Here is a 5,127-nt window from a genome sequence, read left to right as displayed (position 1 = left end):
GCTGCTTGCGGAACAGTATCTGGTTGCGTTGAGGAAGCATGCGCCGGCTGGGGTCGCCCGGATCACCGACAAGTATCCGCTCAACTTCATGCATCTCGGCTTGATTGCAACACTGTTCCCCCGCGCCCGAATCATTCATTGCCGGCGCGATCCGCTGGATGTGGGGTTGTCGTGTTTCATCGAGCGCTTCGCGCATTCCCGTGATTTCACCACTGACCTGGAAAGTTTCGGTCATTACTTCCTGCAGTACGAACGGCTCATGGCGCATTGGCGCCGAGTGCTGCCGCTGTCGGTGCGCGAGCAGTATTACGAGCGCTTGGTTGCCGATCAGGAAGCGCAGAGCCGAGCGCTGGTCGCGCATTGTGGTTTGGCATGGGACGATGCATGCCTGGATTTCCAGAGCGCCGAGCGAACGGTGTTGACGCCGAGCCGATGGCAAGTGCGACAGGCTATCTACAACGTTTCAGTGGGGCGATGGCGCAACTACGCTCGTCACCTCGTGCCGTTGCAGCGGCTACTGGAGGAGCACGGCTATCACTACGACGCTCAGACGGCGTAATCGAAAATAAAATGAATGCGTTCGGTGGTGCCGTTGTTGGTCACCTGGTGCGGCATCGAGTTGTTGAGCTCGAACGCAACCGCTTCACGCGGTGGCACTTGCTGCGCGCCGACGATGAATTCCACTTCGGCATTGGTCTGCAACGGCACATGGATCCGGTGGGCTACCGAGAAGGAGGGATGTGTGTCCCGATGCTTCGGTATGCGGCAGCCGGGCAGTAGCCGAGCAAACATCGCCCGCAGGATGGTGCCGCCCGGCGGATAGTGGGCGGCGATGATCGACTGCATCATCGGTACGGCTACATCGGCGAACCGAGGCCAGCCGGCTGCCTTGGACACTTCGACCTCCGGCCACCCCGAGCAGAATATGAGCACTACCGACTGCGTTTCGCCATGCACGTCGTAGTCATCTTGCCGGCGTGTGTCCTGGTACCAAGCGCTTTCTTCGAGAGCTAGCACCTGTGCCTTCAGTGCTTGGCAGTCGACGTCACCGAGTAGACGGATGGGTGTTTGAATGAGCATGGCAGATCGAAGCATAAACCCGCCGTCCTATTCTCGGCTATGCTGCCCGAGCCGGCGGTGACGGTATTCGAGCCCAGCGCCGGTGCTGCGCAGACCGAACTCGCTGGTGCGGTAGTCGAAAAAAAGATCCACGGTCGCTGTCCTTTTTGCTGGCGAGTAGCGCTCTGTACCTTTGGTGGGGTGTTTCCGAGCCGTTTCCGAGCCAATCTCTGAGCCAATCTCCGAGCCGTTTTGAGTAGCGACGCCAAAATCCGTTTTCTGGAGACCATCGAGAAAGATCATGGTCGCCAGTTGCGTCGTTATCTGGCGTTTCGGATGCGGGACGCGGCGGCTGACGTGCAGGACCTGGCGCAGGAGGTGTTCCTTCGCCTGCTGCGTATCGAGCGCCATGAGGCCATCCGCAATCCGCAGGCCTATCTCTACACCGTCGCCAGCCATGTTCTACATCAGCACCTGCTGCGGCGGGCCGCTACACCCGAGACGGTCGAGATTGCCGACGTTCTGACCCAGCTCTATGCGATTCCGGATACGGACCCGCTGCTGCAGGCCGAGCGCGATCAGCGCTTCGAAGAACTGCGTCGGCAGTTACGCGATATCTCGCCCGGCGTGTACGCGACGCTGGTTCTGCATCGGTACTACGGCATGCCGTTGGGAGAGATCAGTCAGCGACTCGGTGTTTCGTACAGCATGACCAAGAAGTACCTGGCGAGGGCATTGAAGTACATCGAGCAACTGCGCGAGCAGGGCAGGGAGGAACTATGACGGACCAGCAACGCGCCCGGCTCTCCGCGGTGGTGCTCGATGAAGCCACGACCTGGTTCGTCGAACTTCTCGAAGGCGCACAGGACGAGAGAACACGGGGCGAGTTTCTCGAATGGTTGCGTAGCTCGCCGCAGAATGTTCGTGCCTATCTACAGGTTGCTGCGCATTGGGAGGATGACGCGAGCCAGCTGCAAACTGGCGCAGGCAGGCTGGAGTCGGTTGATGAGTTGCTTGCGATGGCCCGCAGCGAGAATAATGTCGTGCCGCTGGCAGCCATGAACCAGAGCGGAAACATTGCCACCGGCTCGGCGCCGACGAATGAGGATAACGTTGCGGAGGCACTGCCTGGTGTCGATGGCCGCCGTTCCGTGCAGGCGAACGGTCGAGGAAAATCCTGGACTCGCCGGGCGCTCGCCGCCGGTGTCGTCCTTGCGGTCATCGCGTCAGGCGTTACCTATCACCTACAACGCGACGTCTACTCAACGCGAGTCGGCGAGCAGCGCTCGATCAAACTCGACGATGGCTCTACCGTCGAAATCAATTCGCGCTCTCGTATCAAGGTCCGTTACTCGGAGCACGTGCGGCAGGTCGACTTGCTCGAAGGGCAAGCGCTGTTCGACGTGGCCAAGAACAAGGCGCGCCCGTTCGTCGTCCACAGCGGTGACGTGCGGATCCAGGCAGTTGGCACGCAGTTCGACGTGTATCGCAAGACCGGCGGAACAGTAGTGACCGTGGTCGAGGGCAGCGTGTCGATTCAAGATGCAGCCCCTGGAAAACAAGTACTGGCAGCGGGCGAACAAATCGTCGTGTCACCCTCTGTCGCGCCGGCGAAGCCGAAGACTGCCGACATCGCAGCGGTTACTGCGTGGACGCAGCGGCGCTTGGTCTTCACGCGAGAGCCCTTGTCGGAAGTCGTGCAGCAGTTCAACCGCTACAACACTCGCCCGCTGGTGATCACCGATCCTGACATCGCCGCCACTGAAATCAGCGGCACGTTCTCCTCAGGCGATCCATCTTCCTTATTGCGCTTCCTGCGCGAAGTCGGTGCATACCGCATTCGCGAAACAGACGACGCGATCCAGATTTCGTCCCAACAATAAAAACCGCCGCATCGTTGTCCATTTTCACCAGGACCGACGCTCATACGTCATCAGTAACAACAAGATCGTATGGGGAGTGACGATGCGTTCCATCATCGCAGCAACAGTAGCGTGTCTGATCGCTGGCGTCGGGGTCGCCGACCAAGCGCGAACCGCCATCAGAAAGCCGACCAACATTCCGGCGCAGAATCTCGGCGTCGCGTTACAGACGTTGGCGCGACAGTACGATGTGCAGATCGTCTACTTCTCCAAGTCGATCGATGTGCTCGAAACACCGGGTGCCGTCGGCGAATTGACCATCGACGAGGCGCTGGGAAAAATCCTGAGCGGCAGCGGCCTGGTGTATCGATATCTCGACGACAGCACGATCACTATCGTGCCCCCTAAGGAAGAAGCATCGGCCGGAGGCAACGTCAGCGGCGCCGAGACGGCCAATAAGTCGGCCCAGATCGAAGAGATCGTCGTTACAGCCACGCGTCGTGCGGAAAGCCTGCAAAACGTGCCCATGAGCATCACTGCGTTGAGCGCCGAATCTTTACAGCAGCGAGGCGTGAAGGACTTTGAAGGGTTCGTCCGCACGGTGCCTGGGTTGAGCGTGAACGCGGCGAGAGAGAATCAGCCGCAGTTCGTCATTCGCGGCATCAGCACTCAGAGCGGTATCGGCAATACGCAGCTGCCGGTGGCCACGTATATCGACGATCTGCCTTCGTTCAATTCCTACGCGCCTTTGTACACGCTCGATCTGCGTTTGTTCGACGCGGAGCGTGTCGAGATTCTGCGTGGGCCGCAGGGAACGCTGTTCGGCTCCGGCGCGGTTGGTGGTGCGATTCGCGTCATCACCGAGAAGCCGGATGCTTCGAAGTTTGATGCCAAGGCAGAAGTTACCGGCGCCAGTACGCGCGAAGGCGATGCCAGCTACGGCGTCGATGCGATGGTCAATGTGCCGCTGGTTGAAGACAAGCTGGCGTTACGTATCGTCGGTTACGACGCCGAGCGCGGTGGTTATGTCGACAACGCCCTGCGGGGCAACGACATGAACAATGCTCACGTTCGCGGCGGGCGAGCCATGTTGCAATGGACGCCCCACGAAAATCTCACCGTGTTGACCTCGTTCATCACTCAAGAAAAAGAGGTGGACGACGACGCGTTCGTGTTCGCCACGTCGGATTCGCTGAGTTGGAACGGCGGCGCGGCCAACCGCGAGAAAGCCCGCTTCACCGACTACAACCTGGTCGTGAACTGGGACATGGGGCCGGCCACGCTGACCTCGAGTACCAATAGTGCGAGCGAGAAGCCGGTGTCGGCCACCGATCTGAGTCCGTACTACGGGCCGGGAGCCGTCATCGAAGGTTCTTCGAATGCCGATTTCTTTACTCAGGAATTGCGACTGACGTCGAACGGCACCGGCCCATTCGGCTATCTGCTCGGCGCCTTCTACATCGAGCGGGATCGTCAGTATCACGCGGAGTTGCTCGATGTCACCGACGGCAGCCTGCTTTACTCGGAGGATAGCGATCTACCCACGGAGGAGGTGGCGCTATTTGGTGAGCTTTCCTATCGCGTGACGCCGACATTGAAACTCACGGCGGGTGCTCGCACCTTCCGTAACAAGAATGCAGCACAGTCGACGGTGGATGGGTTGTTCATCGGCGATCGCATCGTCGGCCCGCGTCGTCGCTCGACGGAAGAGAAGACCACGCCGAAGTTCGCCATCACCTGGGAGCCAAGCCGCGATCTCACGGTCTACGGTGTCGCCTCGGAAGGTTATCGAGTGGGACACGTCAATCCAGTCGTGCCGCCAGACCCGCTGACCGGTGCGTCACGCGAATCGGCGTACGGGCCGGACTCGCTATGGAATTACGAGATCGGTGTGAAGTCTTATCTGTTCGATCGTACGCTGCGTGCCAACCTGGCGTTGTTCGACATCGACTGGCGCGATATCCAGATCAACCAGCAATACTCCGACGGCTTCAACTACACCGCGAATGCCGGCAAGGCAAGTTCGCGTGGCGTCGAGTTAGAACTGGAAGCGCATCCGCTGGAATCGTTGACGCTCGTATCCGCGATGTCCTACATCGATGCTCAGCTCGATCAGGATGCGCCCGCTATCGGCGGCCGCAAGGGCAACCGGCTGCCGGGTTCTTCCCGCTTTCAGATCAGCAACGCTGTGCAGTACCAAGCGCCG

Annotated in this window: 5 protein-coding genes; 4 read left to right on the top strand and 1 reads right to left on the bottom strand. The window is 59.9% G+C overall.

Translation table 11 applies throughout. The features are described from left to right. Positions 1-559, top strand: a 559-nt coding sequence (locus tag JNL55_RS14730) for a sulfotransferase family protein (RefSeq protein WP_293854616.1), incomplete at its 5' end; no start/stop codon positions are given. Here JNL55_RS14730 and JNL55_RS14725 read toward each other — a convergent pair. Next, positions 547-1,080: an aspartyl/asparaginyl beta-hydroxylase domain-containing protein gene (locus JNL55_RS14725; protein WP_293854612.1), complete on the bottom strand. Its 534-nt coding sequence runs from the start codon at positions 1,078-1,080 to the stop codon at positions 547-549. The two genes, JNL55_RS14730 and JNL55_RS14725, sit on opposite strands and share 13 nt — an antisense overlap. A 231-nt stretch (positions 1,081-1,311) precedes the next feature. On the opposite strand from JNL55_RS14725, the gene JNL55_RS14720 reads away from it, so the two are divergent. From JNL55_RS14720 to JNL55_RS14710, 3 genes are all read left to right on the top strand, one after another. Then, the gene (locus JNL55_RS14720; RefSeq protein ID WP_293854609.1) at positions 1,312-1,842 is read left to right on the top strand and encodes an RNA polymerase sigma factor; all 531 of its coding nucleotides are present in this window, start codon (positions 1,312-1,314) and stop codon (positions 1,840-1,842) included. Further along, a complete protein-coding gene (locus JNL55_RS14715; RefSeq protein ID WP_293854604.1) occupies positions 1,839-2,942 on the top strand; it encodes a FecR family protein in 1,104 nt (367 codons plus the stop codon). The genes JNL55_RS14720 and JNL55_RS14715 overlap by 4 nt, the downstream gene beginning before the upstream one ends. An 82-nt stretch (positions 2,943-3,024) precedes the next feature. Continuing rightward, on the top strand, positions 3,025-5,127 hold a 2,103-nt coding region (locus JNL55_RS14710), incomplete at its 3' end, for a TonB-dependent receptor domain-containing protein (protein ID WP_293854599.1).

This window comes from Steroidobacter sp., from assembly GCF_016790065.1.
Lineage (GTDB): Bacteria > Pseudomonadota > Gammaproteobacteria > Steroidobacterales > Steroidobacteraceae > Steroidobacter.
Note: the sequence above shows the minus strand (reverse complement) of the source record. Positions and strands in the feature narration are given on the sequence as shown.

Bases quoted from the DNA above. Each gene is read 5' to 3' on its own strand.
- JNL55_RS14725 (WP_293854612.1), bottom strand. From the start codon at position 1,080: ATGCTCATTCAAACACCCATCCGTCTACTCGGTGACGTCGACTGCCAA.
- JNL55_RS14715 (WP_293854604.1), top strand. From the start codon at position 1,839: ATGACGGACCAGCAACGCGCCCGGCTCTCCGCGGTGGTGCTCGATGAA.